This window comes from Actinocorallia longicatena, from assembly GCF_039534125.1.
GTDB lineage: Bacteria > Actinomycetota > Actinomycetes > Streptosporangiales > Streptosporangiaceae > Actinocorallia > Actinocorallia longicatena.
On record NZ_BAAAUV010000001.1, the window covers coordinates 419,255 to 445,610 of the forward strand.

Sequence of the window (26,356 nt, forward strand, 5' to 3'; positions counted from 1 at the left end):
TTCAGGACGCGGCGGTGACCGCGCCGATGGTCAGCAGGATGTTGGCGTAGTGCCGGTCGTCACCGGTGGCGATCGTGGCGGCCAGGGTCCGGTCGAGGCAGGCGGCGTAGAAGTCGGCGCGTGGCACGGCGCTCAGCGGGACGTCCGGGCCGAGCAGCCCGGCGAACGCGGGCTGGAGCGCGGAGTCCGAGCCGTCGTCGGGGCGCATCATCAGGGCGGACTCGACGGGGACGGCGTCCAGGATCGTCGCCAGGACCTCGTCGGCGGCGATCAGTCCCGGCCGCAGGTTCAGGTGGATGAGCGGTGCGGCCGGGTTGGCGTTGGTGCTGTGGGCGAAGTTGCTGTCGGCGATGAGGATCCGGCCGCCGTGCCCGGAGGCGGCGAGCACGGCGAGCAGCGGTGGATGGATCAGCGGGTAGCGCAGCATGGACGGATCCCCCGGTCAGGTTCGCGCACGGGACAGGTACCGCTGGACGACCACCACGACCAGCAGGAACGCCCCGCTGACCACCGACTGGTAGTTGCTGTCCAGGGTGCCGATCTGGTTGATGACGTTCTGGATGACCCGCAGCAGCAGCACCCCGAACAGGGTCCCGGTCACCGTTCCGGCGCCGCCGGTCAGGAGCGTCCCGCCGATGACGACCACGGCGATCGCGTCCAGTTCCAGTCCCACGCCGATGACCGTCACGCCCGATTCCAGGTAGGCGGCGGTCATCGCGCCCGCGAGCCCGGCCAGCAGCCCGCTCAGCGTATAGACGATCATCTTGGTGCGGGCGACGGGCAGCCCCATCAGCAGCGCCGACTGCTCGGCTCCGCCGGTGGCGAAGAGCGTCTGGCCGAATCCGGTGCGCCGCAGCAGGACCCCGCCCGCGGCGAACAGCAGCAGCGCGATGTAGACGGGGTAGCCGATGCCGAACAGCTCGCCGCGGCCGATCTCCAGGAACGCGTCGGACTCGGTGATCCGGTAGGTGGTGGCTCCCTCGTCGGTGATGGCCAGCAGCAGCCCGCGGGCGAACAGCAGTGTGGCGAGGGTGACGATGAACGCGGGCATTCCGGTGCGGGCCACGAGGAATCCGTTGAGCAGGCCGATCAGCCCGCACACCGCGAGCGGCAGCAGCAGCGCGCCGAAGAAGCCCCACTGGGAGCCGTAGGCGGCCAGCACCCCGCCGAGCGCGTACACCGAGCCGACCGACAGGTCGATGCCCCCGGTGATGATCACGAAGGTCATGCCGAGCGCGATGACCGCGAGGAACGAGCCGTCCAGGGCGAGGTTGCCGAGGTTGCCGGTGGTGCCGAAGTTCGGGAACGCGATCCAGGCGACGATCATGACCAGGACGAAGACGACGGCGGTGCCCTGCCGCTGGAGGGTGCGCGCGGCGAGGCGTCCGCGGACCCGCTGGGCGGACGTGCCGCTCGCGGGCGCGGACGTGACGGGCACGGGGGTGGGGGCGCTCATCGGCTGCTCCGTTCACGCGCGGCGTACACGGCGACGACGATGATCGCGGCCTGGATCATCTGGGCCGTGGAGTCCGGCAGGTTGTGCTTGATCAGGGTGGCGCGGACGAGCTGCATGAGCAGGGCCCCCGCGACGGTCCCGGCGACACGGACCTTTCCGCCGGTCAGCGGGGTGCCGCCGACGACGACCGCGGTGATCGCCGACAGTTCCATCAGCGAGCCCAGATCGGCGGGGTCGCTGGCGGCCAGACGGGCCGTGGACAGGATCCCGGCGATCGCCGCGAGCAGCCCGCTCAGCACGTACACGGTGACCAGGACCCGCCGGACGGGAAGCCCGGACAGCTCGCTCGCCGCCCGGTTGCCGCCGACCGCGACCAGGCGGCGCCCGAAGGTGGTCCGCCGGACCAGCAGCCCGATCATCACGGCCAGGAGCGCGGCGACCAGGACGCTGACCGGAACTCCGAGGACGTCACCCGAGCCGAGGTTCAGGAGGCTCTCGTTCTCGATCTGCTTGAGCTGCCCGTCGGCGATGACCAGGGCGAGCCCGCGCCCGGCGACCAGCAGCGCCAGCGTCGCCACGATCGGCTGGATCCCGATCCGCGCCACGAGGAGCCCGTTGAACAGCCCCGCGGCCAGCCCGGCGACGAGCGCGAGCAGGAGCGCGGGGAGGAGCCCGTAGCCGAGGTAGAGCGGGATCAGCGCGGCGGCCAGCGCCATGACGGCCCCGACGGACAGGTCGATGCCCTCGGTTCCGATCACCAGGGCCATGCCGAGGGCCACGATGACGATCGGCGCCACCTGGATGAGCTGGGTGCGCAGGTTCCCGACGGTCAGGAAGTTCGCGGTGAACAGGGCGTTGAACAGCAGGAGCACCGCGACGGAGGCGTAGACGCCGTAGTCCTGCAGCCAGGTTGCCGTCCTGCCGCGGTCGAGGCGCGGCCGGGCGGTGAGGCCGGCGGTCGTCATGGGAGGGTCCCTTCGGAGGTGGCCGGGTCGCCGCCGGGCGTCGCGTCGAGCGGCCGTGAGTGCTGGGACAGGGCGGTGAGGACCTCGGCCTCGGTGACGGCGGCCCCGCGCAGGTCGCCGACGACCTCGCCGTCGCGCAGCACGATGAGCCGGTCGGAGCCCTCGATGAGCTCCTCCATGTCGGAGGAGATCAGCAGCACGCCGAGGCCGTCGCCGGCGAGTTCGTCGATGAGCTTCTGGACCTCGGCCTTGGCGCCGACGTCGATGCCGCGGGTCGGCTCGTCCAGCAGGATCAGCTTGGGCTGGAGGCAGAGCCAGCGGGCCAGCAGCACCTTCTGCTGGTTGCCGCCGGACAGTTCCGACACCTTCTGCTCGGGACTGGAGATCTTGATCCGGAGGCGTTCGACGAAGGTGTCGACGATGGCGTCCTGGCGGGCGCGGCTGACGAGCCCGAACCGCGACAGCCGGGGCAGCGCGGCGAGCACGATGTTCTCGCGGACCGACAGGCCGGGGATGATGCCGTCGGCCTTGCGGTCCTCGGCCAGCATCGCCATGCCCGCGTCGATGGCGTCGCCGGTGCTGCCCAGCTTGACCTGGCGGCCGCCGAGCACGACCGTGCCCCGTTCCAGGGGGAGCGCTCCGAAGACGGCGCGGGCGGTCTCGCTGCGGCCGGAGCCGAGCAGCCCGGCGAGCCCGACGACCTCGCCGGAGCGGACCGTCACCGACACGTCCGACAGGCGGTGCGGGCTGGTCAGGTCGCGAGCCTCGAGGAGGGTCCCGGCGACCTCGTGGTCGTCGTCGCTGAAGTGGGTCGTCCCGTGGGCGCGGACCTCGCCGAGGTCGCGGCCGAGCATGAGGGAGACCAGGCGGAGCCGGTCCAGGTCGGCGAGGTCGCCGGTGTGGACGAGCTTGCCGTCGCGCAGGACCGTGACCCGGTCGCAGATCCGGTACAGCTCGTCCATGCGGTGGCTGACGTAGACGATGGCGATGCCGTCGCGGTGCAGCCTGCCGATCACCTCGAAGAGCGTCTCGACCTCGCGGGGTTCCAGCGAGGAGGTCGGCTCGTCCATGATGACGACCTTCGCCTCCACCGACACCGCGCGGGCCAGCGCCACCATCTGCTGGGCGCCGACCCCGAGCGCGCCCAGCGGCCGCCGGACGTCGCCGGTGATCCCGTAGCCGGACAGCAGCTCCGCCGCCATCGCGTCCATGCGGTCGGTGTCGATGAGGCCGAGGCGGTTGCGCGGTTCGCGTCCCAGGAAGACGTTGTGCGCCACGCTCATCAGCGGGACGAGGTTGACCTCCTGGTAGATGGTGGAGATCCCGGCCCGCTGCGCCTGCACGGGGCTGGTGAAGACGACGGGCTCGCCGCGGTAGCGGATCTCCCCCGCGTCCGGGCGGTGCACCCCGGTCAGCGTCTTGATCAAAGTCGACTTCCCGGCGCCGTTCTCGCCGACGAGGGCGTGCACCTCTCCGGGCCGCAGCGCGAACGACACGTCGTCGAGCGCGCGCACGCCCAGGAACTCCTTGGTCACCCCGGTGACCTCGAGCACGGGATCGCTCATCGGATCCTCCTTTCCCAGCGGACCGGCCGGACCCCGGTCACCCCGATCGGGGCCCGGCCGGAGATCGGTCTAGTACGCGTTGCCGACCTTGTCCTTGGCGTTCGTCTCGTCGTACTCGTCGTCGGAGATGATCACGTTGGCGGGGATGGCGGTGCCGTCCAGGAACTGCTGGAGCGTCTGGAAGGCGAGCGGGCCGAAGCGCGGGTTGGACTCGACGACGGCGTTGTAGCCGCCGGTGGTGATGAGCTTGACGGCGTTGCGGGTGCCGTCGATGGAGACGATCTTGATGTCGGTGCCGGCCTTCTTGTCGGCCGCCTTGATCGCGTTGACGGCGCCGATGCCCATCTCGTCGTTCTCGGCGTAGACGGCGTTGATCTCGGGGTTGCTCTGGAGGAGCTGCTCCATGACGGCCTGGCCCTTGGACCGGTCGAACTCGCCGGTCTGCTCGGCGACGATCTCGATGCCGGAGGAGCTCGCGATCTTGTCCTTGAAGCCCTTGGTCCGGTCGGTCGTGACGTTGTTGCCCGACGCCCCGAGCAGGATGGCGACCTTCGCCTTGCCGCCGGTCACCCGGATCATCTGGTCGGCCGCGCGCTCGCCCTGCTGGACGAAGTTCGAGCCGATGAAGGTCAGGTAGTCGGTGCAGGGCTGCGAGGTGACCTTGCGGTCGATGGTGATGACGGGGACCTTCTTGGCCTTGGCGGCGTCGAGCGCGGGCTGGAGGCCGTCGGAGTTGAGCGGTGCGACGATCAGCGCCTGCGCGCCCTGGTCGAGCATCGACTTGATGTCGCTGATCTGCTTGTTCAGGTCGCTCTGGGCGTTGGTGACCAGCAGGTTGCCCGAGGAGATGCCCAGCTTGGCGGCCTCGTCCTTGATCGACTGGGTCTCGGCGATCCGGAAGGGGTTGGCCTCCTTCTCCGACTGGGAGAAACCGATCTTCGCGGTCTTCAGGTCGATCTTCGGGTAGCCCGCGGCCTGGAGCGTGCAGCCGGCGCCGTCGCTCGGCTGCACGGACGCCGCCGACGCGGCGGGGCCGGCGCCGGTCTTCCCCTTGTCGCCGTCGGACTCGCTCTTGGCGCAGCCGGTGAGGACGAGGGACAGCGCCGCGGCGGTGACGATGCCACGTGTGACGAAGCGTTCGGAAACTGCCATGGGGACTCCTTCTGGGGGTGGTGTGGAGCATTTTTACAACGATGGAACGACGTTGTAAATAGTTGGGAGCGATCTGTAGGCTCCGCTCCGAGAGCGTTACTTCACCGAAGGGGACAGCCGATGGCCGCAACACTCAAGGACGTCGCGGCGCTCGCCGGTGTCTCGGTGAAGACCGTGTCCAACGTGGTCAACGGCTATGGCTTCGTGAAACCCGAGAACCGGCGCAGGGTCGAGGAGGCGCTGGCGACCACCGGTTACCGGCCCCATCTCGGCGCCCGCAACCTGCGGCGCGGCAGGACCGGATTCATCGCGCTGGTGCTGCCCGAGCTGAGCATCCCCTACTTCGGCGAGCTCGCCGCGCTCGTGATCACCGCGGCCCAGCGGCGCGGCTGGAACGTCCTCATCGAGCAGACCCAGGGCACCCGCGACCGGGAACGGTCGGCGCTCACCGCGATGGGCCCGCACATGATAGACGGGGCCATCCTGAGCCCGCAGGCGCTGGCCACCGAGGACTTCGCGGCGTTCCACCGGGAGGTTCCGCTGGTCATGGTCGGCGAGCACGCCGTGGACGTGCCCATCGACCATGTCGCCATCGACAACGTGCTCGCCGCGCGGACCGCCGTCGGGCACCTGGCCGGGATCGGCCGCCGCCGCATCGCCGCCATCGGGCAGAACCCCCACCGCGGCACCGCGTCGCTGCGGCTGGAGGGCTACCGGGACGCGCTGACCGAGGCGGGCCTCCCGCTCCTCGACGATCTCGTCGTCACCGCGATGGAGTACCACCGCCACGACGGGGCGGAGGCGATGCGCCATCTGCTCGCCCGGCAGGAGCCTCCGGACGCGGTCTTCTGCTTCAACGACCTGCTGGCCATCGGCGCGATGCGCGCGGCGGTCGAGCACGGCCTGCGCATCCCCGAGGACCTGGCCGTGGTCGGCTTCGACAACACCGAGGAGAGCGCCTACAGCATCCCCTCCCTCACCACGATCGCCCCCGACAAGTCCGCGATCGCCGAGGCCGCCGTCGACCTGATCTCCCGCCGCGGCACCGCGGCGGCGGAGGACGCCACGTTTCCGGTCCAGGACATCCAGACCCCGTTCACCCTGAAGATCCGCGAGAGCACCGTCGCCCGCACCACCCAGCTCAGACGCCGCGGACCAGAGGCCTGACCAGCACGGATCAGCAGGCCCTAGCTTGCGCAGTCCTGCTTCGTGGCCATCAGCCACATCACGGTGACCTTGCCCTTCACCACCTGGAACCCGTAACGGACGGTCTTGTGGCCGGGCACCGGGACCTGGTCGAAGCTGAACCCGATCTTCAGCCGAGGGTAGGCCTTCTTCACCTGCTTGATCGTCGAGCCGACGCCGATGCCGCGGGGAGTCCTGGCCTTGGCCGGAGCGCCGATGGCGACCAGCCCGTACTTCCTCGAGAAGAGAACGCCGACGGGCGACCTGTACTTTTTGCTCTTGAAGGCGGCGTGCATGCACTGCCCGGAGAAGGGCGTGGTCTTCAGCTTGCCGGTCGCCTTCGCCTGCTTCAGTGTCATGTGGATCCGGACGCCGTTGTAGCCGCCCTTCTTTCCGAAGGAGCCCTTCGCGGCCGCGTCGGCCGGAAGCTGAACGGCCAGAGCAAGGACGAGGGCCGCCGCGATGACGGTGGACTTCCGCACATGTGCCTCCCGGGGTCCCCGCAAGCCTCCCACCGGCAGGACGTTCGGTGCAATTTATACTTATCATGTCGGTTTTATGAGTTCACTGAAGTTCCACTGGTTCATCCCGACGAACGGGGGCGACGGGCGGCAGGTGGTCGGGGGCGGCCACGGTGTCGGCGCGGAGGGTGCCGGGCGTCCCGCCTCCGTGCCCTACCTCGGGCAGATCGTCCGCAGCGCCGAGCAGCTCGGCTTCGACGGAGCCCTGACCCCGACCGGCGCCTGGTGCCAGGACGCGTGGGTGACCACCGCGATGCTGAGCTCGCTGTCGCAGCGGCTCCGGTTCCTGGTCGCGTTCCGTCCCGACTCGGTCTCGCCCTTCCTCGCCGCGCAGATGGCCGGGACGTTCCAGAACCTGTCCGGCGGACGGCTCCTGCTCAACGTCGTCACCGGCGGCGAAGACCACGAGCAGCGCATGTACGGCGACTTCCTCGGCAAGGACGCCCGCTACGACCGCTGCGACGAGTTCCTGACGATCGTCCGGAGGCTCTGGGCCGGCGAGACCGTCACCTTCCAGGGGAAACACCTGTCGGTCGAGGACGCCACTCTCGCGCAGCGCCCCGACCCCGTCCCCGACGTCTACTTCGGCGGATCCTCCCCCAAGGCCCTGGACGTGGCCGCCCGGCACAGCGACGTCTATCTCACCTGGGGCGAGCCGCCCGCCGCGGTGGCCGAGAAGATCGGCACGCTCCGCGAGCTCGCCGCCGCCGCCGGACGCGAGCCACGGTTCGGCATCAGGCTCCATGTCATCGCCCGGGACACCTCGGCCGGGGCATGGGCCGAGGCCGACCGGCTTCTGGCCCACATCTCCGAGGACGACATCGCCCGCATCCAGTCCGGCCTGAAGCGCAGCGCCTCGGTCGGCCAGCGGCGGATGCTCGAGCTCAACGGCGGCACCAAGGACGGCCTGGAGATCCATCCGGGCCTCTGGGCGGGCGTCGGCCTGGTCCGGGGCGGAGCGGGGACGGCCATGGTCGGCTCCCACGCCGAGATCGCGGACCTCATCGAGCAGTACGCCGCCGTCGGCATCTCGGAGTTCGTCCTCTCCGGCTATCCCCACCTCGAGGAGGCCTACCGCTTCAGCGAGGGAGTCCTCCCCGAGCTCACCCGCCGCGGCCTCTGGCACCACCCCGCCCCGGTCGCCACCCGGGCGTCCGTGCCCTTCGCCTGATCGGCACCCGGGTCAGACGCGGGAGACGGTCCTCGATCGCCGGTGGTTCGCGCCGGTGGCCTCGAACTGGGCCATGCGGTAGGCGGACAGCGACACGGGAGGGGCGGGGTGAGGGTCGACAACCTGGTGGTGTTCCTTGCGGGTGGGGAACATCACCAGATCGATCAGGGTGAAGAAGATCCGGGCGAAGCCGAAGACGAACAGGGCGAAGGCGACGGGCAGCGTCAGCCAGAGCTCGCCGGGGACGGCGATGGCCGCCGCCGCGACCGCCACGGTCACCCCGGCGATGCGCATGGACCGGCGGGGGTTCCACGGGCATCCGGGCAGTCCGGTGCGGATCCCCCGGGTGAGCCGCCAGAAGACGGCGCACCCGACGGCTGCCAGGGCCATGGTCAGGAACACGCCGGACATGGCGCTCCTCCAAGGATGCGTGAGGGATGGATAAGTTCATCGTGCATCGGACCACGTCAAGGCACGTCAAAGCGGACATAGATCTTTCACTTCTCGCATGTTCCGGAGCCGGTGGGGTACTGCCCGGTCCCCGGCCGTACCCATTGCCGGAACGCGCGTCTAGCAGGCCTGGAGTGTCCTGATGAACGATCCGCCGACCGACCCGGCCGACGCACCCGGGGAACCGGTGCCCGGAGTTCCGCAGGGCCGTGATCCCTCCCCCTCCGAGGTCGCGCGGATGGGGGCCGAACGCCAGAGCGCCCTGGACCGCTTCGACGAGGAGCGCCTGCAGATCATCGCGGGGCTGACGGCCGTCCAGGACGATGCCGAGGCGCAGGTCGCCGCCGGCACCATGTCCCTGGCCCAGGCGGCCGTGGCCGTCGAGGCCGCCCGCCTGGAGGCCCTCGACCAGGACGCCGCCGCCCGCCGGGCCGCGGGAGCGCACATCGAGCAGGCCGCCCTGCACCCCGAACACGACCCCGCCGACCTGACGCCGGATCTCCCCGGAGAACTCCCCGAATAGGAACGGCGAGATCGCCACGGTCCCGAGCCGCTCCCGGAACGCGGTCCGGGTCCGGTCGTACCGTGCCCGCCGGGTGCCGCTCTTTTACGGCCCCGAATCGACCGGCTACTGCCACCTGCTGTGTTTGTCATAAAAAGGTGAGATCCGGGCGTTGAGTCCCCTCTCTCATGCGTAGATGAGGGCTGGCTTCATACGAGAATGTGACTTCCCTCACTTCCCACCCCCGGAGTCAGGCATGAAACTCACCACCCTCGTGCGGACGGCCGTGGCCGTTCCCCTCGCGGCCGTGCTCAGCGCGGCAGGCCTGGCCGGAGCCGTGCACGCGGCCGATCCCGTCGTCTCGCGCGGCATCACCATCCCCGCCTTCTACACTCCGCCGGGAACGCTCCCGGCGGCGAACGGAGCCCTGGTCCGGACGGAGCCGCTGCCCCTCGGGCTGAGCCTGCCCGGGCTGGACGGGCAGGCCCTGCCCGGCACCGCGACACGCCTGATGTACAAGTCCACCGACTCCAACGGAGCACCCGTCGCGGTGACCGGCGTCTACATCGAGCCGTCCCGGCCCTGGCTGCGCGGCGGTGGACGGCCCCTGGTGGCCGTCGCCTCGGGCACCATGGGCCAGGGTGACCAGTGCGCCCCTTCGTTCGCCCTCCAGTACCCGCTGACGCTGACCGGCGACACCCTGTCCGTCGGGTACGAGGACCTGGCGATCTACCGCCTGCTGTCCACAGGCGCAGCCGTCGTGGTCACCGACTACGTGGGCCTCGGCTCGACCGACCGGCTGCACACCTACGTCAATCGCCTCGACGGCGGCCACGCCCTCCTGGACGCCGCCCGCGCCGCCCGTTCCGTCCCGGGCGCCTCCATCACCGCGGCCTCCCGGGTCGGGCTGTACGGCTACAGCCAGGGCGGCGGCGCCAGCGGCTCGGCCGCGGAGCTCCAGCCGTCCTACGCGCCGGACGTCAACCTGGCGGGCGCCTACGTCGGAGCGCCTCCCGCCGACCTGACCTCCACGATGAAGGGCATCGACGGCAGCGCCCTGGCCGGGGCTCTGGGCTGGTCGATCAACGGCTTCGCCCAGGCCGACCCGGTGCTGCGCAACGTCGTGGACACCAACGTCAACGCCGCGGGACGGGCCGCGCTCCTGGACCTGTCCACCATGTGCGTCGGCGACGCCCTCTTCGGCTACGGCTTCGCCTCCAGCAAGAAGTGGATCACCAGCGGCAAGTCCCTGTCAGAGGTCATCGCCGCGAACCCGGCGGCACAGGCGTCGCTGAACGCCCAGCGCATCGGGACGCTCAAGCCGACGACGGCCGTCCGGGTGGTCACCGGCACCCAGGACGACATCGTCCCGCACGCCCAGGCCCGTCAGCTCGCCGTCGACTGGTGCGCCAAGGGCGCCAACGTCACCTACGACCCGGTCGTCCTGCCCAACCTCGGCGACAAGATCCTCACCAACCACCTCACCCCGCTGCTCACCGACCAGACCAAGGCGGTCGACTGGATCGCCGACCGTCTCGCGGGGTGGACGGCCCTCTCCAACTGCTGGTCCATGCCGATCCAGCCCTGACCTCGGGCGTCCTCGCGCGGTCCGCGGCCCTCTCCCGTTCGGGAGGGGGCCTAGGGAAGCCAGCTGTCGGGGCCGAAGGTCTCGTAGTGGATGCGGGCCGCCGGAACTCCCTTGGCCAGCAGGTCGGTGCGGACGGAGCGCATGAACGGCACCGGGCCGCACAGGTAGGCACGGGTCCCGGCCGGGACGTCCAGCTCCGAGAGGTCGGCGTACCCGTGACGGTCGGCGGGCCAGGGAGCGTCGGGGTTCTCGTACCAGACGTGGGCGGTGGCCTCGGGGAGCTTGGCGACGAGCTGCCGCAGCTCGGCACGGAAGGCGTGGCTCCCCGGGCCGTGGTCGGCATGGACGACCGTCACCGGCCGGGCCGAGCCCGTGGCGGCCAGATGGGCCAGCATGCTGATCATCGGTGTGGCCCCGATGCCGGCCGAGGCCAGCAGGAGCGGCGCGTCCTCCTCGACCAGGACCGTGTCCCCGAAGGGCGGGCTGATCTCGATGACGTCGCCCTCACGCAGCTGGGCATGGAGCCGGTTCGAGACCTCTCCGGCGGGCGCCCCGCCGGCCCCGTCGACCCGCTTCACCGAGATCCAGCGGTCGGTCCCGTTCGGCGCGCACGACAGGCTGTACTGCCGGATCTGACGTGCCCCGTCGGGCAGCTCCACCCGGACCGAGACGTACTGGCCGGGCAGGAACGGCGCGGCCGGGGACCGGTCGGCCGGGCGCAGCATGAACGTGGCCACCTCCGGGGTCTCCTCGACCCGGCCCACGACCTTCCAGGGCCGCCAGACGTCACAGCCTTCCACGCCCGCCTCCGCGTAGAGGCGGGCCTCGAGCGCGATCAGGGCGCCGGCCATGAGCCAGTAGACCTCGTCCCAGGCCGCCGCCACCTCGGGCGTGACGGCGTCGCCGAGCACCTCGGCGACGGCGGCCAGCAGGTGCCGCTGAACGATCGGGTACTGCTCCGGGGCGATCCCGAGCGAGGCGTGCTTGTGCGCGATCCGGGCCAGCAGCTGGTCCGGCCGCCGGTCGGGCTCGGCCACCAGCATCGACGCGAACCCGGCGACGGCTCCCGCCAGCGCCCTGCTCTGGCTTCCGTCGGCCTGGTTGCCCCGGTTGAACAGGTCGCGCAGCAGTTCGGGACGGGCGGCGAACATGTTCCGGTAGAAGACCGCGGTGATCTCGTCGATCGCGGCCCCGACGGCGGGCAGTGTGGCGCGGACGATCGCGGCGGACGGTTCGGACAGCATCGGCGCTCCTTAAATACGAATCTTAGATTCGTATTATTGCGCCCGCTCCGGCATCTCCCTCATCGGGGTCACCTCAAGCCTCTCCGGGCCGCCCCACCAGCAGCCTCACCAGTACCGGCCCCTGCGGCCCCTCCACCAGATCCCCGATCGTCACCGGATCCAACGTCGCGTAGAACGCCTCCTGCGCCTTCCGCAGCTCCCCGCGCAGCCTGCACTCGCCGCGCAGCGGGCAGGCCGGCTCCTCCTCGCACCCCACCACGTCCCCGATGCCTTCCAGCTCCCGCACCAGCCACCCGACCGAGATCTCTCCCGCGCCGGGCGCCAGCGCCAGCCCCCCGCCCCTCCCCCGCCGCGCCTCCACCACGCCCGCGTGCCTCAGGCGGCTCACCACCTTCGCCACATGAGTGAAGGGCGCCGCCACATCCGCTGCCACCTGACGGGCGGTCGGCTGCTCCTGCGTCCCGTCCAGCACCGCCAGCCGCATCGCCACCCGCAACGCCAGGTCAGTGAACCTCGTCAACCGCACCCCACCACGCTATCCCTCCAGCGGACAGCGCCGGGCGAGCATCCGGGCCGGGCTTCCCGACCTAGTGCCAGGGGTCGGCGGCGGCGGCGAGGAGGTGGTGGAGGGTGCGGGGCAGGGAGAGGCCGGGGTCGTCGAGCCACTGCAGGGTGGCGATGCGGAGGGCGGATTCCAGAGCGGCGGCGAGGGTGCGGGCCCGAAGCCGGGCGTCGAGGTCCGGGTCGAGGGGAGGGCGGCCGTCCTCGGCCGGGGGCCGTTCGCTCGCGGGGATCCGGTCGACGACGAGGCCGGCGAGGACGCGCTCGCTCTCGACCGATCCGGCGGCCATCCGGCCGAGCAGGGACGGGTGGCGGCGCAGCAGCCGGATCTGGGCGCTGTGGTCCGGATCCTCGTCGTTCTCGGCGATGAGCTGCCCGGCCGCCCCGCAGAGGGCGGCCCACGCGGGTTCGGCGGGAGGCCGGGCGGCGACGAGTTCGTGCAGCCGCCGGCGCCGCACCTCGTCGGTGTACAGCACCGCCTCCTCCTTGTCGGCGAAGTAGTTGGAGAAGGTGCGGCGGGACACGTTCGCGGCCTCGGCGATGGCCTCGACGGTCACGTTGTCGAGGCCGTGTTCGATGGCCAGCCGGACCGCGGCCTCGTTCAGGGCCTGCCGGGTGGCGGCCTTCTTGCGTTCACGCAGGCCCGCGGTCATGGTCATGCCCCAGAGGATAAGGCTCCTTGCCGGAGACGAATATTTGCCCATTGGGAAATATTGCCCATTGCGCAAGATTATGGAAGCCTGGTGCCGCGAACGACTCCGCCGACGCCCCGAGAGGCATCCCATGGCCCCGCAGATCGATCTCGCCACCGCCGCCGCCGAACTCTCCGCGCTCCTCGCGGGCGTCCGCGACGACCAGCTCACCGCGCCGACCCCGTGCGCGGACTTCACCGTCGCCGACCTCATCGACCACGTCGACGGCCTGTGCCCCGTCTACGCGGCGGCGGCCGTCAAGAGACCCTCTCCCCCGCAGCCCGAGGGCCCGTCCGGCGACGGCTCCCGCCTTCCCGCCGACTGGCGCACGAGCATCCCCCCTCACCTCGACGCCCTGGCCCTCGCCTGGAGCGACCCCGCCGCCTGGGCGGGAACGACCCGGGTCTCAGGCCACGAAGCCCCGGCCCAGGTCGCGGGCGTCCTCCTCCTCACCGAACTGATCGTCCACGGCTGGGACCTCGCCCGCGCCACCGCCCGCCCCTACACCGGCGACCCCGAGACACTCGGCCCCTGCCTGACCCTCGTCTCCCCTCTGTTCCCCCCTGATCAGCGCGGAGCGGACTCCTATTTCGCCCCCGCCGTCGAGGTCCCCGCCGACGCCTCCCCCCTCGACCACCTGATCGCCTTCATGGGCCGCCACCCCTCCTGGACCCCCTCCTGAGCCCCGGAAGATCCGGCGAAGAAGGCGAGCACCCGGCGCCACGCGTCCCGCCCGGGGCCCGGCGCGGGCGGGCGGTTACGCTCTCAGACGACCTAATGCTTGCTCGGCGGGAGAGGTGCGATGGACGTCGTCGTGGAGAGAAGGCACGGGATCGGGTTTCCGGCGCGGGCGTTCACGTTCCTGTTGCGGTTCTGGCTGCGGCCGCTGATGCGGTACATGCCGTTCACCGCGTCCGGTTTCCGGATCGGGGCGTCGTTCGAACCCGCCTCACGGATCATGGTGCCGCCGCGCGGGACCCGGACGCGGCCCGTTTCCTTTCCCGGCTTCAAGGCCGAGTGGGTGTGCGGCCCGGGGGTCGCGCCGCCCGGTGCGGACCGGGGGACCGTCATCCTCTATCTGCACGGCGGCGGGTTCATGGTCGGCGGGCTGAACACCCATCGGCGGATGATCGCCCGGCTGTCGGCCGCCGCGGGGGCGCCCGCGCTGTCGGTCGCCTACCGGATGCTCCCCGCCGCGACACTGCCCGAGATGGTCGACGACTGCCTCGCCGCCTACCGGCATCTCCTGGATCTCGGTCATCCCGCTGATCGCATCGTGGTCGCCGGGGACTCCGCCGGCGGCTTCCTCTCCTTCGCCACCCCGCTCCAGGCGATCCGGGACGGTCTGCCCGCGCCCGGCGGCATCGTCGCGATCTCCCCGCTCACCGATCTCGACCACACCGCCAAGCTCGCCCACGCCAACCTCCTGCTCGACCCGTTCATCCCCGGCTCCCGCCTGCCCCTCCTCAACGATCTCCTGCTCGCCGATCTGGCCCCCGATCCGCTGCACTCGCCCGTCAACGGGGCCCTCTCCCAGCTTCCGCCCACCCTCATCCACTGCGGCTCGACCGAGATCCTGCGCGTCGACTCCGAGCTCATGGCCGACCGCCTCGCCCAGGCGGGCGTCCCGGTCACCCTCGTCATCTGGGACCGCCAACCCCACGTCTTCCAGATCTTCGCCGACGCCTGCCGCGAGGGCCTCCGCTCCCTCACCGAACTCGGCGCCTTCGTCCGCGCCCTCCCCGCCACCCGCGCCTCCGGCAACCGCGACACCGCGGCCTGACCCCGCGGCGCGACGGGATCGGCGGATCAGGATCAGGAGGACCAGCAGGGACGCGAGGGCGGCGAGGGCCAGGGCGAGGGCCCCGCCGAGATGCTGGTCGCGGAGCTGGGAGGTTCCCCAGGGGCGGGCCAGCGAGCGGTACCAGCCCGGGGCGAAGACCTCGTCGGACGTCATGATGGCGACGCCGGAGCAGGCGTGAAGGGGAAGGGCCGCCAGGATCAGGGCGACGCGCTTCGCCGGGGAGAGCCGGGGGGCGCCGCTCCCCGGTCCGATGATCGGCAGAAGGTACAGGACGCCGGCGGCCACGAAGAGCAGCATCGCGAGCGCGTGCAGGGAGTGGTCCCACAGGGACGCCTCGAACAGCGGGGTGGAGTAGAACCCGTACAGGCTCGCCACCAGCAGGACCGGCCCCGCAAGCGGCCGGGTCAGGAGCCGCAGCGGACGGCTGTGGACCAGGGCGAGCAGCAGTTCGGGCGGAGTCCTGCCGGGGCCTCCCCTGCGAGGGCGCAGCGCCCTGAGCGCCAGGGTGACGGGGGCGCCGAGCAGCAACGGGATCGGTGCGATCAGGCTCAGCACCGCGTGCTGCACGAGGTGCGCGCTCGTCAGCACCATGCTGTAGCGGGCCAGCCCGCTACAGGTCGCGGCCAGGACGATCAGCAGCCCGGCGGCCCAGGCGACGGTGCGGGAGAGCGGCCAGGGCTGACCGTCGCGGCGCAGCCGCACCACCGCCATGGCGTACAGGACGGCCCCGGCCGTGACCAGGGCGAGGAACAGCGGATCCCAGCGCCATCCGGACGCGTAGGCGGCCGGGTCCGGCGGTCCGGGAAGCCGGAAGCCCAGCATCGCCTCCGCGGGGCCGATCTGCCGTGCCGCGACGGCGGGCGGCGCCGTCCGGGACAGGCCGACGGCCAGGCCCATGGTGGCGGCCATCACGACGAGCTCCAGCGCCGCGACCCGCACGAAGACACCGGTTCCCTGCCCGGTGCGCAGCGCGGGGACGCTGACCCGCCGGTGCCACCACCCGAGGCCGCCCAGTCCGGCGAGCGCGGCCGTCTTGGCCGCGATCAGCACGCCGTAACGGCTCCCGAGGTGCGGGCCGTCGAGCCGGATCCACGCGTTGACGAGCCCGCTCGCCGCGACCACAGCGAAGCACACCGCGGCCAGCCTGCTGTAGCGCGCGACGATCTCACCGAGCTGGTCCCTCAGGAGCCATGCGGCGGCCACCAGCACCAGCAGGCCGCCGATCCACACGGCCGCGCCGAGAACGTGCGCGGCCAGGCTGTAGGCCGCCAGGGAGTGGTTCGCGGCGGACGCCGCATGGCCGGTGAAAGCCGGCGGGAGCAGCCCGGCCATCGCCAGGAGCAGCAGAGGACCGGCTCCGCCCGGTGTCCGGGGCCGGTGTGCCAGCACCGACAGGGCGGCGGCGGTCACGACGACCAGCAGCAGGGCCCGCCCCTGGCTGACCTCGGTCAGGTAGGCGGACAGCACGGATCCCGTCAGCACCTCGGCCGGCGGCTTCCCGTACAGGTCCGCGACCGACAGCACCGCCACCGCCAGCGCCGCGACCGTCCAGGCCGTCGCGCTCGTCGACGCCGCCCGCAGGCAGCGTCCGGCGAGGGGCGACAGCCAGCCGTAGTCGTCCGGGAGGAAGACCACGACGGCCAGGAGCAGGCCCACCGTCACCGTCCCGGCGGCGTTCATCGCGAGCTCGGCGGCGGGCACCATGCCCTTGAGGTAGGACCCGGCCTGCACCAGGTCGGTGCCGTCCTCCGGCAGGAACGTCGCCCTGAGGGCGTCGCCGAACCGCAGCGTGAACGCCAGGACGACCAGTGCCGCCGCCGCCATGCCCAGCCCGAGCCGCAGCGTGCCGCCCGGAGGCCGCGGAGGCGTCTCCTCAACCATCACGGCGACGGGTTCGCCGGACCGTCAGCACCGTCCCGGACACCAGGGCGACGGCGACCGCGCCCAGGGCCAGTTGCGCCCCGATCGGCTCGGAGGAGGTCTCCGGCCGCGAGGTCGTGGCGGCCACCTGCGTGACGGCCGGAGCGGCTTGCGCCGGGGTCTTCCCCGCGGCGGGCCGGAACGTGAACTCGCGGGAGCCGCTGACGATGTGGCCGTCGACCGACACCGTCCGGAACGCCACCAGGTAGCGTCCGGCCCGCGACAACGGGACCAGCGGCTGCCGGGCCACCCCACGGTCGATCTCCGGAGCCCCGGCACTGACGACCGCCCCCGCGGGACCCGTCACCCTGATCACCGTGAACCGGCGCTTCAGCGGCTCGCTGAACGTCAGCCTCACCTCGCCGGGCGCGTCCGTGAGCACCGACTTCTGCCCCGGCGTCATGCTCTCCAGCTCCGCGTGCGCGCTGCCGGGAACGGCGGAGAACACGACCAGCGCGCCCGCCGCGACGCCGACCGCCGACGCCTTCAACGGCCCTGACCACTCCCGCCGGCGCCCGCAGTGCCGCCGAGTCCGTATCGTCACCCTCATCCCACCCGGTACGGGCGTCGCCCGCCCATCGTTCAGCCGCTGAGACCCGAATTCCCGGGGACCGGTGATGCAGCGGTGACGCGGCTAATATGCCGAGATGAACAGCAGCGGCCGGGGCGTCTTCGATCCGAGCGTGCCGAACATCGCGCGGGTGATGGACTACCTGGACGGCGGCAAGGACAACTTCGCCGTCGACCGGGTCCTCGCCGACCGGCTTCTGGAGATCACGCCGGAGGTCCCGATCCTGATCGGGGAGCTCCGCAAGTTCGTGCGCAAGGCGATCGCCTACCTGGCCGGCCAGGGCATCCGGCAGTTCGTCGACATCGGCTGCGGCCTGCCCACCTGCGGCAGCGTCCATGAGATCCTCCAGGAGCTCGACGTCCGGGGCACGGTCGTCTATCTGGACGAAGATCCCGTCGTCGTGGCGCACGGCCAGGCGATCCTGTCGACCTACGGCAGGTCCGCCGGTCCGGACGCCCCGCTGACCCGCGTCATCAGGGCCGACCCCCGCGACCCCGGCGCGCTGCTGTCCCGTCCGGAGCTGACGGAGCTGATCGACTTCGCCGAGCCCACGGCGTTCCTCGTCCGCACCCAGCTGGCCCTCCTCGACGACCCCGAAGCCACGGCGCTCATGGAGAGCCTGATCGACCGGCTCGCCCCGGGCGGCCATCTCCTGATCTCCCACATCGTCCGCGATCCCGCCGAAGCACGGACCGACGAGATGACCCGCCTCTTCAAAACCGACGAGATGTTCGACGGCGACCGCGACCGGGTCCGCACCCGCGCCCAGGTCGCCGGCCTCCTGAAGGGGCTCGACCTCGTCTCTCCCGGCCTGGTCCCGCTGCCGGCCTGGCGTCCGGTCTTCGGGGAGCCCGCGGTCGACCCGGAGACGTTCCTGGGCGTAGGCGCCCTCGGCCGCAAGCCCTGACCCGCACCGGAACGGCGGGCGGCGCTCCCGGAAATCGGGAAACAATGGCGTGCCCGCCCGGTGGCATTCCCTTTCACGGTAAGCGGACGGGCACCCCCAGGTGCAACCCCTAGATACCCCTAGGGGCGATTAGCCATTCGACTGGGGAAAGCGATCCGATGCCCGGAGCTGGCTTGACAGATCAATCCCGACGCAGCGAAGGTGGCAAATGCGATCAGCGGTCGCCGATCCCCGGAATTCGCCAGTGAATGGAGCATTAATGGGTGCGGACGTTCTCGACATGGCAGGACTCACGAAAATCATCTTCGGCGCGGCGGCGTTCCAGTACGTGAATGCCGGCTCCGAGCTCGGCCTGTTCGACCACCTGCACAAGACGCCTGATCTCACCGCCGAGCAGATCGGCGCGGACCTGTCCCTGGCCCGGCGCCCGGTCGACACGCTCCTGCTCGGCACCACCTCGCTCGGCCTCACCGTCCGTGACGGCGAAGGGCGGTACCGCAACGCGCCGCTGGTCGAGCAGCTGTTCGCCGAGGGCCAGTGGGAGATCATCCGGGACGTCATCGGTTTCGAGGCGCACATCGTCTACCCGGGCCAGCAGGACTTCACCGAGTCCCTGCGCGAGAACACCAACGTGGGGCTGCGCCGCATCCCCGGCAACGGGCCCGACCTCTACCAGAGGCTGTCGGAGACGCCGTTCCTGCAGAACGTCTTCTACAAGTACATGCGCTCCTGGTCCGAGCTGGCCAATCCGCTGCTCATCGAGAAGACCGACCTGTCAGGGGTGACGACCCTGCTGGACGCCGGCGGCGGCGACGCCGTCAACGCCATCGACCTGGCCCGTGCCCACCCCCACCTGCGGATCACCGTGCTGGAGATCGAGCAGACCGCCCCGATCGCCCGGCGCAAGATCGTCGAGCACGGCCTGGAGGACCGCGTCCAGGTGGTGGTCGGGAGCATCTTCGAGCCCTACGCCGGCGAGTACGACTGCGTCCTGTTCTCCCACCAGTTCGTCATCTGGACCGAGGAGGAGAACGTCCGGCTGCTCAGGAACGCCCACGCGGCGCTGCGCCCGGGCGGCCGGGTCATCGTGTTCAACTCCATCACCGACGACACGGGCGACGGCCCGCTCATGGGCGCGCTCGACAGCGTCTACTTCACCGCGCTCCCGGCCGAGGGCGGAATGATCTACCCCTGGCGTGACTACGCAGCGTGGCTGGACGAGGCCGGCTTCACGGGCATCGAGCTCATCCCCTGCCGGTCCTGGACCCCCCACGGCATCGCCACGGGCACCAAGCCCGAGTAGCCCGGCCAGCCCGATGACCGGCGCCGGGCCGGGCGCCTCCCGCGTCCGGCCCGGCGCCGCGCCATGCCCAGGCCATTGGACGCCGCCCGTGCCGAACGGGATTGCTCCATTCACCGGCCGACCGATGGAATCGCGCGAAAATCCCGCCGGTCTCCACTAATTCCAGGAGATCTCCGCACCGCGTCCACCGGTTCTGGCAGCAGGTGACTTTCGGTGATCTTGGCGTGACATAAAGGAAGGACCAAAAAGCCTCCGAAAGGAGGGTAAGGGCTATACGATAACCGGGCGGGTTTTAAGCGTTTCTCCCACAAGGATTCTGATAGGCCTATTGGAGCAATTGTCAGGAGGAAAGTCCCGGGTATGCGACTCGCCGAACGCGACAGGCACCTGACGGCCCTCCGGCGGCTGTGCGCCGAGCCGGGCGCCATGCAGCTGGTGGTCCTCACCGGGCCCGCGGGCAACGGGAAGTCCGCGCTGCTGCGCGGGTTCGCCGACGAGGCTCGCGCGTCGGGGGCCCTGGTCCTGACCGCCGTGCCGGAGCAGGGCGAGCGGGACTCCCCCTGCGGGGTGCTCCAGCAGCTGCTGGACGGAGCGTCCGGGGATCCCGCCGTGCAGGAGCGGTTCGACTCCCTGCTGGGCGTGCTCGCGGCGGCGTTCGCCGGGGAGGCCGTGCCGCGCCCGTCCGAGCTCGGTCCCGCGCTCGGCGCGGTCAGCCGGCTCCTGCTGTCGATCAGCGAGCAGCGTCCGGTCGTCATCGTCATCGACGACGTGCCCTTCGCCGACCCGGCGTCGCTGCTGTGCGTCGCCCATCTGACGCGCAGGATGAGCGCGCGCTCCCTGATGGTGCTGCTGGCCGACCGCGACCTGTCGCCGGGACCGCAGGCCCGGCAGTTCGCGCGCCGCTGCCTGCACGCGAAGGTGACCCATCTCGCGCTGCCGCTGCTGACCCCGGCGGGCGTGGCGGAGATCGTCGCCCGGGAGCTGGCGGCCCCGGAACTCGCCACACCCTTCCACGCCGCCACCGGCGGCAGCCCGCTCCTGCTCAGCGCCCTCATCGAGGACCACGCCGCCGCGACGGGCCAGGACGGCCGTGGCGCGGGCCGCCGGGCGTTCGCCGACGCCTCGCTGTCCTGCGTGCGCCGCTGTGGCCGGATCACCCTCCCGGTCGCCCACGCGATCGCGGTCGCCCGCCGCCGCTTCGGCCCGAGGCTCATCGGCGCCCTGCTCGGCCTCGACCCGGCCGAGGTCGGCGACGCCGTCGACCAGCTCACGGCGGCCGGGCTCCTGCTGGACGGCGGATTCCGGGCCGGAGAGATCGAGGCGGCGGTCCTGCGGACCATGGAACCCTGCGCACGCGAGAAGATGCACCACGACGCCGCGCTCCTGCTGCTGCGCGAGTCCGACGACGCGAGCGAGGTCGCCGCCCATCTGGTGCGGGCGGGCCGCGCCGCGACCGCACCCTGGGGCGCCCGGGCCCTGGAGTACTCGGCGCGGCAGGCTCTGGAGGGCAACCGCTACCGCCAGGCGGCCGAGTACCTCGGCGCGGCGAGCCGGATCGCGAGCGCGCCGGACACGAGCCGGGCCGTGGCGCTGCTGGCCAGGGCGGAGTGGCAGCTCGACCCCGCGCTCGGCTTCGTGCACGTCGGCGAGCTGACCGAGGCGTTCTGGCGAGGCGACCTGTCGGCGCGGCAGTCCGTCGATCTGGTCGCCTCTCTGCTGTGGCACGGTGACCGGCCGGGCGCCGAAGGCATCGGCGCCGAGCTGGACCGGCGGGAGGAGGGGTTCGGCGAGCACGACCGGGCGGCGCTGCGGCTGGGCCGGCTGTCGCTGGCGTCGGCGTATCCGGGGTTCGTCGACCCGGCCAGGACCAGGGCGATCGTCGAGCGGGGCGTGTCGTGCGTGACCGAGCCCCAGGGCGCGCAGGCCGCGCAGGCCCTGGCGCGGGTGCTGTACGGCCTGCCCCCCGACGCCGTCAGCGCCGACCCCGAATGCCTGCTGACCCGCCACCGGCTCGACGAGACCGTCGTCCATGTCCTGCGCTGCCTGCTGTACAGCGACCGCGACGACCGGGTGGAGCGGCTGTCCCAGGAGGTCCTGGCGCACGACGGCGGGCTCGAGGCCAGGACCTGGCGGGCGATGGTGCTGGACGTCCGTGCCGAGGCGGCGTTGTGCCGGGGCGAGTTCACCCTCTCCCTCGACGCCGCGAAGTCGGCCCTCGACGCCCTCTCCCCGCTCTCCTGGGGGACCGCGATCGCCGGTCCGCTGGGCAGCCTGCTGCTCGCCGCGACCCGGCTCGGGCTGCACGACGAGGCGGATGAGGCCGTCCGGCGATCGATCCCGGAGGAGGCGTTCGCGACCCGCGCCGGACTGCACTACCTGCGCGCCCGCGGGCACCACTTCCTCGCCACCGACCGGCCGGGCGCCGCGCAGGCGGACTTCGGGACCTGCGCGGAGCTGGCCGCCGCCTGGGGGGTGGACCGCGCGGCGCTCGTGCCCTGGCGGGTCGATCTCGCCGAGGCCCATCTCGCCTCGCGCGACCACAGCGGCGCGGCGCGGCTGGCGTCCGCGCAGCTCGCGCACGAACGGGAGGTTCCGCCCAGGGTGGCGGGGCGGGCCCTGCGCATCCTGGCCGAGGCCGGGGAGCTCGAGGACCGCGTCTCGCTGCTGGAGCGCTCGGCGGGCCTGCTGCGCAGATCGGGCGACCACTACGGGCACTCCCGGACGCTGGCCTCGCTGGCCGCGGCCTACCGGGCGGCGGGCGACGTCCGGCGCGCCAAGAAGGCCTGCGACGCCGCCCACCGGATCGCCGTCCGGTGGGCGTTCCCCTCCCCCGTCACCGACGGGACGGCGCCCGAGCCGCCGAGGATCGACCGCAGGGAGCGTTTCGACCTGCTCACCGACCAGGAGCGACGGGTGCTGACCATGGCGGCGGAGGGCCAGAGCAACCGGGAGATCGCGGGCCTGCTGTACGTGACGGTCAGCACCGTGGAACAGCACCTCACCAACTGCTACCGCAAACTCAAGATCAAGAGCAGGGTCGACATCCCGCTGGCGCTGTGAGGGCGTCACAGGTTGCCGCGCTTGTCCTGCTCCCGCTCGACGGCCTCGAACAGCGCCTTGAAGTTGCCCTTGCCGAAGCCCTCGGAACCGTGCCGCTCGATGATCTCGTAGAAGATCGTCGGACGGTCACCCGTCGGCTGGGTGAAGATCTGCAGCAGGTAGCCGTCCTCGTCGCGATCGGCGAGGATGCCCAGCTCGCGCATCTCCTCCAGGCCCACGCGGGTCTCGCCGACCCAGCCGGGCAGCGCGTCGTAGTAGCTGCCGGGGGTGGCGAGGAACTCCACGCCCGCGGCGCGCATCCGGCGGACGGTCCGCACGATGTCGTCGGTCCCGAGCGCGATGTGCTGGACTCCGGCACCGCCGTGATATTCCAGGAACTCGTCGATCTGGGAACGCCGGGGACCGGCGGCGGGTTCGTTCAGCGGGATCTTGACGGTCCTGGAGCGGTCGGCGACGACCTTGCTCATCAGCGCCGAGTACCGGGTGGCGATGTCCGATCCGATGAACTCCTGCATGTTCGTGAAGCCCATCACCCGGTGGTAGAACTCCACCCATTCGTCCATCCGGCCCAGCTCGACGTTGCCCACGAGGTGGTCGACACGGTCGAACCACTCCTCGGCCTCGGGTTCCAGGACCGGCTCGGCCGCGACGAATCCGGGCGCGTAGGGGCCGTGGTAGCGGGACCGGTCGACGAAGGAGTGACGGGTCTCGCCGAAGGTCCCGATCGCCGCGCGGACGAGCGTCCCGTACTCGTCGGTGAGCTCCCGGGGCTCCTCCAGCGGGATCGCGCCGCGGGCCACCGCGTAGGAGAACGCGGCCTCCACGTCGGGCACCGCCAGCGCGACGTCGGTGACACTGTCACCGTGCGCCTCCACGTGCCGTCCCAGATCGGTGCCGCCCTTGAGCGGCGCGGTCAGGACGAACCGGGCGGTACCGCACTGCATGACCTGCGAGCGCGCGTCCCGCCGCCCGGTCTCGGGCCCGGCGTACCCGATGCGGCGCATCCCGAGCGCGGCGGAGTAGAAGTACGCCGACTGGATCGAGTTGCCGACCGCGAAGACCAGCGAGTCGATGCCCAGCAGCGGAAAGCCCTCGTCGAGCAGAACGGCCTGCGAAGCTGACACGGGCTCGGCCATCACGGATTCCCTCTCTGCGGCGTGCCCCCGGATCCGGGGTGCCCCGAACCTAACGAGGGCCGCGCACCCGCAGAACCCCAGACCGTGCCCCTATCCGCCCCAGGATGCGGGGCCGCCCGGCGCCGGGATCAGGGCAGGGCGTTGCGGCGGGCGACGGACCCCAGGTAACGGCCGCTGTCCTTGACCTGCCGCTGCTGGGTGGCGCGGTCGACGGCGATGACGCCGAAGGTGGGCGCGTAGCCGAGGATCCATTCGAAGTTGTCGAGGGCCGACCAGTAGCAGTAGCCGCGGACGTCGACGCCGTCGGCCGTGCAGCGGGCCACGCCTTCCAGTGCCTCGCGGATGAAGGCGACGCGGCGGAGGTCGTCGCCGGTGGCGATGCCGTTCTCAGTGACGATCATCGGCAGGCCGGCCTCGGCGGCACGGCGCAGGACGTTCTCCAGGGCCCGGGGGTAGAACTCGTAACCGAGCTGGGTGAGCTCGGCGTCTTCGGGGTGGGGCAGCACGCCCGAGGGGCCGGTGCGGGCGCGGGTGTAGTTCTGGACGCCGAGGTAGTCGTCGCCCTCCATGGCCGGTAGGAAGCCGGTGAAGCTCTCCGCCCACAGGCGGTCGGCGGTGGCCTCCCCGCCCGGCTCCGGCTGGAAGTCGGTGAGGGCCAGGGACAGCCCGATCCGGGTGTCCGGGCTGGCCTCCCTGATGGCGGCGCGGGCCGCGATGTGCGCCCGCTTGACGACGTCCATGCCGGTGTCGCTGACGGTGAACAGGAAGACGTTCAGCTTGTCGGGGGTGGTGCCGAGCGCTTCGGCGCCCGCCGCGAGGCCGGGGCCGAGCATGTCGGCCAGGATGTCGCCGATCCCGACGGGGGCGTGCGCGTCGTCCTCGCCGGGCTGCGGCGTCAGGCTGCGGATGAGCGGGGCGATGTTGGCCTCGTTGATCGTGCACACGTACGGGATCAGGGAGCCGAGCTCGCTCATCACCGCCGCGCAGTAGGCGGCGAACCGCTCCGGGGTGCCCGCGTGCTCCCAGCCGCCGAGCTTCATGAGCCAGCGCGGGCTGGTGAAGTGGTGCAGCGTCACCAGCGGCGTGATCCCGAGGTCGTGGCAGGCCTCCAGGACGTCACGGTAGTGGGCGATCGCGGCGCGGGAGAAGCGGCCGTCCTCCGGCTCGACGCGCGCCCACTCGATGGAGAACCGGTAGGAGGTCAGGCCGAGCTCCTTGAGCAGGGCCAGGTCCTCGCGGAACAGGCGGTAGTGGTCGCAGGCGTCGCCGCTCGGCTCGGTGAAGAAGCTGCCGGGCATGTTCTCCAGGACCCACAGGTCGCTGCCGATGTTGCCGCCCTCGACCTGGTGCGCCGCGGTGGCCGCACCCCACAGGAACCCCTCAGGAAAGATCATCGCAGCGCTCCCGCATGACGTGGACCATGGATCACTCTGAAAGCTGAGTAAACCATAGAATTACCGAAATCTGATCTGACTCAGGATTCGGTTTCCGTGAGCGAGGCGCGGGCCTCCCGCCGGTCCTCGCCGGTGAGCCGCCGGAACGCGGCCACCAGGACCTCTCCGAGGTCGAAGGAGGGGTCGGCGAGCCACTGGAGCTGGAGCCCGTCCCAGGTGGCCAGGAACTGGCGCGCCACCTGCACCGGGTCGAGTCCGGGAGGGGCGAGGCCCGCCTCCTGCCGGCGTTCGATCATCCTCGCGTGCCGCGCCACCGTGGCCGCGTAGCGCTGGGCGAAGTACTCCTGCGCGGGATGGCCGGGCGTCGTCGCCTCCCCGGCCAGTGCCGCGTACAGCCGCAGGACCCCGGCCCGGCGCGTCACCGAGTCCGCGAAGGCCCGCAGCCGCTCCGGCAGGCCGGCGTCGGAGTCCCCGCCGTCATCGGCCTCCGCCTGCTCCTCGTCCGAGCGCCGCAGCGCCGCCACCAGCAGATGGTCCTTGCTCGGAAAGTGGTAGAGGACGGTCGGCTCGCGGGCCCCCGCCCGCTCGGCGACCTCGGCCGTGGTGACCCCGCGGTGCCCCTTCTCCACGACGATCTCGAGCACCGCCGCGGCGATGGCCTCCCGCCGCTCCGCCGACCGGGCGTACGGGCCGCGCTGCCTGCTTCGGGCGGGAGTCGTCATGAGACAACCCTACGGCCGGTCAGTACTCGTTCTTGATGACGAAGTAGGACCCGCGGATGGTCCCGGCCAGCTTCGACTTCTGCCGCGCGAACTTGAACGCCCCGAGCTCCTCCGGGACCTCCATCCCGTCGGAGAGCTTGAACCCCACCGCCCGCTTCCCACCGCTCTCCACGGTGTACATGACGTTGACCGACAGCCCGCTCTCATAGAACACATAGGCCATCCGGATGCCCTCGACCTCGAACGAGGTCGCCTCCAGCGCAGGCGAGGAGATGACGATGTCCCGCTCCTCCTTGAGGATCCGGCTCACCCACGCGACGGCCTCCGCCGCCTTCTCCGCCGGCTCCACCGTGAACACATGGCTGTACTTGTTCCTGAAGTACCGGGCCTCGTTGGCCCGCAACCCCGCGAGCGCCTCCACGACCGGCGACGACTCCAACCCGACCGTCGAGACGTCCACGAAATCCACGACATAGGACATGGCGAT

24 protein-coding genes and 1 pseudogene are annotated in these 26,356 nt (G+C 71.5%); 9 read left to right on the forward strand and 16 right to left on the reverse strand.

Annotated features, from left to right (window positions below; genetic code table 11):
* Nucleotide 1 precedes the first annotated feature (1 nt).
* The 5 genes from ABD785_RS01830 to ABD785_RS01850 all read right to left on the reverse strand — a co-directional run bounded on the left by ABD785_RS01830 (nt 2) and on the right by ABD785_RS01850 (nt 5,138).
* Nucleotides 2-427, reverse strand: a complete 426-nt coding sequence (locus ABD785_RS01830; RefSeq protein WP_344821362.1) for an RbsD/FucU family protein — start codon at nt 425-427, stop codon at nt 2-4.
* A 15-nt stretch (nt 428-442) separates the two neighbouring features.
* Nucleotides 443-1,456 carry an ABC transporter permease gene (locus ABD785_RS01835; RefSeq protein WP_344821363.1) on the reverse strand — a complete coding sequence of 338 codons (1,014 nt, stop codon included), beginning with the start codon at nt 1,454-1,456 and terminating at the stop codon, nt 443-445.
* A complete protein-coding gene (locus ABD785_RS01840) occupies nt 1,453-2,421 on the reverse strand; it encodes an ABC transporter permease (protein ID WP_344821364.1) in 969 nt (322 codons plus the stop codon). The genes ABD785_RS01835 and ABD785_RS01840 overlap by 4 nt, the downstream gene beginning before the upstream one ends.
* A complete protein-coding gene (locus ABD785_RS01845) occupies nt 2,418-3,986 on the reverse strand; it encodes a sugar ABC transporter ATP-binding protein (protein WP_344821365.1) in 1,569 nt (522 codons plus the stop codon). Before ABD785_RS01845 ends, ABD785_RS01840 begins: the two co-directional genes overlap by 4 nt.
* Nucleotides 3,987-4,055: 69 nt before the next feature.
* On the reverse strand, nt 4,056-5,138 hold the full coding sequence (locus ABD785_RS01850) for an ABC transporter substrate-binding protein (RefSeq protein WP_344821366.1): 1,083 nt from the start codon (nt 5,136-5,138) through the stop codon (nt 4,056-4,058).
* A 120-nt stretch (nt 5,139-5,258) separates the two neighbouring features.
* Here ABD785_RS01850 and ABD785_RS01855 point away from each other — a divergent pair, with 120 nt between their 5' ends.
* Entirely contained in the window at nt 5,259-6,305 is a 1,047-nt protein-coding gene (locus ABD785_RS01855) for a LacI family DNA-binding transcriptional regulator (RefSeq protein WP_344821367.1), read from the forward strand.
* 20 nt (nt 6,306-6,325) lie between these two features.
* Here the strand turns inward: ABD785_RS01855 and ABD785_RS01860 are convergent, their stop codons facing one another.
* Nucleotides 6,326-6,805 carry a hypothetical protein gene (locus tag ABD785_RS01860; protein ID WP_344821368.1) on the reverse strand — a complete coding sequence of 160 codons (480 nt, stop codon included), beginning with the start codon at nt 6,803-6,805 and terminating at the stop codon, nt 6,326-6,328.
* A gap of 76 nt (nt 6,806-6,881) precedes the next feature.
* On the opposite strand from ABD785_RS01860, the gene ABD785_RS01865 reads away from it, so the two are divergent.
* Nucleotides 6,882-8,015, forward strand: coding sequence for an LLM class flavin-dependent oxidoreductase (locus ABD785_RS01865; protein ID WP_344821370.1), 1,134 nt, complete (start codon nt 6,882-6,884; stop codon nt 8,013-8,015).
* A 12-nt stretch (nt 8,016-8,027) separates the two neighbouring features.
* Here ABD785_RS01865 and ABD785_RS01870 read toward each other — a convergent pair whose 3' ends face one another.
* On the reverse strand, nt 8,028-8,426 hold the full coding sequence (locus ABD785_RS01870; RefSeq protein WP_344821371.1) for a hypothetical protein: 399 nt from the start codon (nt 8,424-8,426) through the stop codon (nt 8,028-8,030).
* Between the two features lie 181 nt (nt 8,427-8,607).
* Here ABD785_RS01870 and ABD785_RS01875 point away from each other — a divergent pair, with 181 nt between their 5' ends.
* Together ABD785_RS01875 and ABD785_RS01880 are read left to right on the forward strand one after the other, a co-directional pair.
* Nucleotides 8,608-8,988, forward strand: a complete 381-nt coding sequence (locus tag ABD785_RS01875; RefSeq protein ID WP_344821372.1) for a hypothetical protein — start codon at nt 8,608-8,610, stop codon at nt 8,986-8,988.
* A 235-nt stretch (nt 8,989-9,223) separates the two neighbouring features.
* Complete coding sequence (locus tag ABD785_RS01880; RefSeq protein WP_344821373.1) at nt 9,224-10,555, forward strand: lipase family protein; 1,332 nt, start codon at nt 9,224-9,226, stop codon at nt 10,553-10,555.
* 50 nt (nt 10,556-10,605) lie between these two features.
* Here ABD785_RS01880 and ABD785_RS01885 read toward each other — a convergent pair whose 3' ends face one another.
* The 3 genes from ABD785_RS01885 to ABD785_RS01895 all read right to left on the reverse strand — a co-directional run bounded on the left by ABD785_RS01885 (nt 10,606) and on the right by ABD785_RS01895 (nt 13,019).
* Nucleotides 10,606-11,799 (reverse strand): globin domain-containing protein, encoded by a 1,194-nt coding sequence (locus ABD785_RS01885; RefSeq protein WP_344821374.1) that lies wholly within the window; start codon nt 11,797-11,799, stop codon nt 10,606-10,608.
* Nucleotides 11,800-11,872: 73 nt separating this feature from the next.
* Entirely contained in the window at nt 11,873-12,325 is a 453-nt protein-coding gene (locus ABD785_RS01890; protein ID WP_344821375.1) for an RrF2 family transcriptional regulator, read from the reverse strand.
* Nucleotides 12,326-12,386: 61 nt separating this feature from the next.
* Nucleotides 12,387-13,019: a TetR/AcrR family transcriptional regulator gene (locus ABD785_RS01895; RefSeq protein ID WP_344821376.1), complete on the reverse strand. Its 633-nt coding sequence runs from the start codon at nt 13,017-13,019 to the stop codon at nt 12,387-12,389.
* 124 nt (nt 13,020-13,143) lie between these two features.
* On the opposite strand from ABD785_RS01895, the gene ABD785_RS01900 reads away from it, so the two are divergent.
* Entirely contained in the window at nt 13,144-13,734 is a 591-nt protein-coding gene (locus ABD785_RS01900; RefSeq protein WP_344821377.1) for a TIGR03086 family metal-binding protein, read from the forward strand.
* A 414-nt stretch (nt 13,735-14,148) separates the two neighbouring features.
* Nucleotides 14,149-14,835, forward strand: coding sequence for an alpha/beta hydrolase (locus tag ABD785_RS01905; protein ID WP_344821781.1), 687 nt, complete (start codon nt 14,149-14,151; stop codon nt 14,833-14,835).
* A gap of 21 nt (nt 14,836-14,856) precedes the next feature.
* On the opposite strand, the pseudogene ABD785_RS01910 reads toward ABD785_RS01905, so the two are convergent.
* Both ABD785_RS01910 and ABD785_RS01915 read right to left on the reverse strand, forming a co-directional pair.
* A pseudogene (locus ABD785_RS01910) lies at nt 14,857-16,737 on the reverse strand (bifunctional copper resistance protein CopD/cytochrome c oxidase assembly protein); the annotation flags it as partial.
* Nucleotides 16,730-17,320, reverse strand: coding sequence for a copper resistance CopC family protein (locus ABD785_RS01915; RefSeq protein WP_344821378.1), 591 nt, complete (start codon nt 17,318-17,320; stop codon nt 16,730-16,732). The pseudogene ABD785_RS01910 and the gene ABD785_RS01915, both read right to left, overlap by 8 nt.
* 103 nt (nt 17,321-17,423) lie before the next feature.
* Between ABD785_RS01915 and ABD785_RS01920 the strand changes: the two genes are divergently transcribed.
* From ABD785_RS01920 to ABD785_RS01930, 3 genes are all read left to right on the forward strand, one after another.
* Nucleotides 17,424-18,254 carry an SAM-dependent methyltransferase gene (locus tag ABD785_RS01920; RefSeq protein WP_344821379.1) on the forward strand — a complete coding sequence of 277 codons (831 nt, stop codon included), beginning with the start codon at nt 17,424-17,426 and terminating at the stop codon, nt 18,252-18,254.
* A 280-nt stretch (nt 18,255-18,534) separates the two neighbouring features.
* The gene (locus ABD785_RS01925) at nt 18,535-19,557 is read left to right on the forward strand and encodes a methyltransferase (protein ID WP_344821380.1); all 1,023 of its coding nucleotides are present in this window, start codon (nt 18,535-18,537) and stop codon (nt 19,555-19,557) included.
* Nucleotides 19,558-19,917: 360 nt separating this feature from the next.
* Entirely contained in the window at nt 19,918-22,617 is a 2,700-nt protein-coding gene (locus tag ABD785_RS01930; protein WP_344821381.1) for a helix-turn-helix transcriptional regulator, read from the forward strand.
* Between the two features lie 5 nt (nt 22,618-22,622).
* Here the strand turns inward: ABD785_RS01930 and hppD are convergent, their stop codons facing one another.
* The 4 genes from hppD to ABD785_RS01950 form a co-directional block, all read right to left on the reverse strand.
* A complete protein-coding gene (gene hppD, locus ABD785_RS01935) occupies nt 22,623-23,753 on the reverse strand; it encodes a 4-hydroxyphenylpyruvate dioxygenase (protein ID WP_344821382.1) in 1,131 nt (376 codons plus the stop codon).
* 128 nt (nt 23,754-23,881) lie between these two features.
* Nucleotides 23,882-25,147 carry a glycoside hydrolase family 1 protein gene (locus ABD785_RS01940; RefSeq protein ID WP_344821383.1) on the reverse strand — a complete coding sequence of 422 codons (1,266 nt, stop codon included), beginning with the start codon at nt 25,145-25,147 and terminating at the stop codon, nt 23,882-23,884.
* Between the two features lie 80 nt (nt 25,148-25,227).
* Nucleotides 25,228-25,869, reverse strand: a complete 642-nt coding sequence (locus tag ABD785_RS01945; RefSeq protein ID WP_344821384.1) for a TetR/AcrR family transcriptional regulator — start codon at nt 25,867-25,869, stop codon at nt 25,228-25,230.
* Between the two features lie 19 nt (nt 25,870-25,888).
* Entirely contained in the window at nt 25,889-26,350 is a 462-nt protein-coding gene (locus tag ABD785_RS01950) for a phage tail protein (RefSeq protein WP_344821385.1), read from the reverse strand.
* Nucleotides 26,351-26,356: the final 6 nt, after the last annotated feature.